The 3,668-nt window shown below is 64.8% G+C and carries 5 protein-coding genes; all 5 read left to right on the plus strand.

Annotation, left to right across the window (positions count from 1 at the left end):
- Positions 1 to 630 (plus strand): ABC transporter permease subunit (locus RI841_RS15440; protein ID WP_405000955.1); only part of this gene is annotated, 630 nt, incomplete at its 5' end.
- Positions 627 to 1,472, plus strand: a complete 846-nt coding sequence (urtD, locus tag RI841_RS15445; RefSeq protein ID WP_310706518.1) for an urea ABC transporter ATP-binding protein UrtD — start codon at positions 627 to 629, stop codon at positions 1,470 to 1,472. The genes RI841_RS15440 and urtD, both read left to right, overlap by 4 nt.
- Positions 1,472 to 2,170, plus strand: a complete 699-nt coding sequence (gene urtE / locus RI841_RS15450) for an urea ABC transporter ATP-binding subunit UrtE (RefSeq protein WP_310706519.1) — start codon at positions 1,472 to 1,474, stop codon at positions 2,168 to 2,170. Before urtD ends, urtE begins: the two co-directional genes overlap by 1 nt.
- A 274-nt stretch (positions 2,171 to 2,444) precedes the next feature.
- Positions 2,445 to 3,338, plus strand: coding sequence for an urease accessory protein UreD (locus tag RI841_RS15455; protein WP_310706520.1), 894 nt, complete (start codon positions 2,445 to 2,447; stop codon positions 3,336 to 3,338).
- 123 nt (positions 3,339 to 3,461) lie between these two features.
- The coding region (gene ureA, locus RI841_RS15460) for an urease subunit gamma (RefSeq protein ID WP_310706521.1) at positions 3,462 to 3,668 on the plus strand (207 nt) is incomplete at its 3' end.

Genomic DNA, 3,668 nt, shown 5'->3' on the forward strand with positions numbered 1-3,668 from the left:
ATCATCACCCAGGCGCTGACCTTTGCCCTGATGCTGGCCTTCTTCCGCAACGAGATGGGGTTCGGTGGCAACAACGGCCTCACCGACTTCAAGGAGCTGCTGGGCTTCGACTTGCGCAGTGATGCCACGCGGCTCGGCCTGTTTCTTGCTACCGGCATCGCCTTGGCGCTGGGCTATGTGCTGTGTCGGGCGATCGTGGCCAGCAAGCTGGGGCGCGTCAGTGTGGCCACTCGCGACGCCGAGGCGCGTACGCGCTTCCTCGGCTACCGGGTCGAACGCTTCCAGCTGTTCGTCTTCGTTGTCTCGGCGATGCTCGCTGGGGTGGCTGGCGCCCTTTATGTACCCCAGGTGGGCATTATCAATCCCGGCGAGTTCTCGCCGATCTTCTCCATCGAGATCGTGCTCTGGGTCGCCCTGGGCGGGCGTGCCACGCTCTACGGGGCGGTCATCGGCGCCATTCTCGTCAACTATGCCAAGACGGTCTTCACCGGGGTGATGCCCGATGCCTGGCTATTCGCCCTGGGGGGGATGTTCGTGCTGGTCACGGTGTTGCTGCCCAAGGGGATCGCCGGCCTGCTCGCCTACCGCCTCAAACGCCAACCCACTGTTCCCCGGGAGGCCTCCGCATGAACTTCCTGCATTCCCTGGCCGATCGTGATCGCGTCTTCGACTTCCTGGTCCCCGCCACCTCGCCGGTGGATGTTCGCCACGGGCCGATCCTCTATCTGGAAGATGTCACCGTCAGCTTCGACGGTTTCAAGGCCATCAATGAGCTGAACCTGACCATCGACGACGGTGAGCTGCGTTGCATCATCGGCCCCAATGGCGCGGGCAAGACCACCATGATGGATATCATCACCGGCAAGACGCGTCCCGACCGTGGCTCGGTCTGGTTCGGCAGCAGGCACAATCTGCTGGCCATGAACGAACCGGAGATCGCCAGCCTCGGTATCGGGCGCAAGTTCCAGAAACCCACGGTCTTCGAGGCACTGACGGTGTTCGAGAACCTGGAGCTGGCCATGGCGGCCGACAAGCGCATCCTGCCCACGCTGACCGCCCGCATGACCGGCGAGATCCGCGATCGCATCGAGGAGGTACTCACCACCATCGGCCTCACCGAGCTGCGCCATCATCAGTCGGGCATCCTCTCCCACGGCCAGAAGCAGTGGCTGGAGATCGGCATGCTTCTGATGCAGCGTCCCCGCCTGCTGCTGGTGGACGAACCGGTGGCGGGCATGACCGAGCAGGAGATGGAGCGCACCGCGGAGCTGCTCACCGGCCTTGCCGGCACGGGCAAACAGTCCGTGGTGGTGGTGGAGCATGATATGGGCTTCGTGCGCTCCATCGCTCGTACGGTGACGGTGCTTCATCAGGGCAGCGTGCTGGCCGAGGGCAGCATGGACCACGTGTCCCGGGATCCAAAGGTGGTCGAGGTCTACCTGGGCGCCGACTCCGACGAGGAGGCCGCCTGATGCTGACCATCGACACGCTCAACCAGTTCTACGGCGAGAGCCACACGCTGTGGGATCTCGACCTCGCCGTGCCGGCGGGCCAGTGTACCTGCGTGATGGGCCGTAACGGCGTCGGCAAGACCACGTTGATGAAGGCCATCATGGGTGAGGTGGCCGTCGCGTCCGGCAGCATCTGCTATGATGAAGTCATCGAGTTGACCAGTTGCCGGGTGGAGCAGCGCTCGAGGCTGGGAATCGGCTACGTGCCGCAGGGGCGGCAGATCTTTCCGCTGCTCACCGTCGAGGAGAACCTGCGCACCGGCCTGGCGGCGCGAAAGGATGGGCTCAAGCGAATTCCGTCGCGCGTCCATGAGCTCTTTCCTGTCCTCGAGGAGATGAAGCATCGTCGCGGCGGTGATCTCTCAGGGGGGCAGCAGCAGCAGCTGGCCATTGGCCGGGCGCTGGTGCTGGAACCGCGATTGCTGATCCTCGATGAGCCGGGGGAGGGTATCCAGCCCAATATCGTGGCCCAGATTGGCGAGGTGATTCGTCGGCTGATTCAGGAAGATGGGCTCAGCGTGCTGCTGGTGGAGCAGAAACTTCCCTTCGCTCGCAAGTATGCCGACCGCTTCATGATCATGGACCGTGGACGTCCCATGGCCAGGGGCATGATCGACGAGCTGTCCGATGCGCTGATCAAGGAGCACCTGACGGTTTAGGCGCTGAAACGCCGAGCGCCGAGAAGCAAGGGGAAAGGAGAAAGGGTTGAAAGGAGAAAGGGTTCTTGCGGGTTTCTGGAGCGATCGTCCGAGCGACTGCACCTCGAGGGGGCGGTGAGGGGGGTAGCTGCACCCCGACGGGACCTGGCCGGCCCTGCACGATGGTCGGCGCTCCCTTTCAAGATGCTGAATACGCAAGAGAAATTTCAACTCGCCCCATTCTGGTACATCCCTTGCTGTTAGTTGGGCAGAGACACCTGGCCACGAGCGACCCATGACCGCTTTCGAGACGTCCCTGGATGCCCCTTCGCCGATCGATTCCGGTCATCGTTTCGATGCCAAGCGCCATTGGGAAGCGTCCCTTCATCTAGCCTTCGAGGCCCGTGGGGGAGTGACGCGCATGACGCGCTCCCGTCATCTGGGCCCGCTGCGCGTGCAGCGGCCGTTCCACCCGGAGGGCCGCGACGGCCCCTGCCATGTCTACCTGCTGCATCCGCCGGGCGGCCTGGTGAGCGGTGATGCCTTGTCCATCAACGCCAGGGTCGGTGCGCACGCTCATGCGCTGCTCACGACGCCCGCGGCGAACAAGCTCTACAAGGCCGACAGCCATGGCGTGGCCTGGCAACAGCATACTCGCCTCGAGGTCGCCGATGGCGGCGTTCTCGAGTGGCTGCCCCAGGAGACCCTGGCCTTCGATGGCTCCCGTGGTCAGCAGACCACCGAGATCGCGCTCGAGGGCGATGCCCGTTGCCTGGGCTGGGAGGTGATGGCCCTGGGGCGTCCGGCGAGTGCCTTGCCCTTCGCCAGCGGGCGCATCGAGCAGCGTTTCCGCCTGACCCGGGATGGCCGGCCGCTGTGGCTGGAGCGTCAGCCGCTGGATCCCGGCCATCGACGCTTCCGTGGCTTCTGGGGACAAGGGGGGGCCAGCGTGCAGGCCACCCTATGGGTGATAGGACTCCAGGATGGGCACGACGCCGTCGATGCCCTGCGCGAGGCGCTAGGTGCCTCGACCCGCTGGGCGGTGACAGTGCGCCACGGGGTGCTGCTGCTGCGCTATCTGGGCCGGGAGCGCAACGAGGCCTGGGACCTCTGTTGCCGGGCCTGGTACATCCTGCGGCCACGGTTGATTGGTTTGCCGGCGCATACGCCGCGCATATGGCGGACCTGACGAGGCTCTGCCTCGGCTGCGAGCGACGCGCTACGGGCATCGAACATCGTCCTGTCGAAGCCCGAAGCCCGAAGCCCGAAGCCCGAAGCCCGAAATCTAACGCATGAAGAGGGAGCAAACGCGATGGAACTGACCCCCAGAGACAAGGACAAGCTGCTGCTCTTCTCGGCAGCCCAGCTGGCCGAACGACGCCGTGCGCGTGGCCTCAAGCTCAACTATCCCGAGGCGGTGGCGCTGATCAGCTTCGAGATCCTGGAAGGTGCCCGGGACGGACGCAGTGTCGCCGACCTGATGAGCTTCGGCCGCGAGATCCTGACGCGTGATGATGTC

It is taken from the genome of Halomonas sp. (genome assembly GCF_031581305.1).
GTDB lineage: Bacteria > Pseudomonadota > Gammaproteobacteria > Pseudomonadales > Halomonadaceae > Halomonas.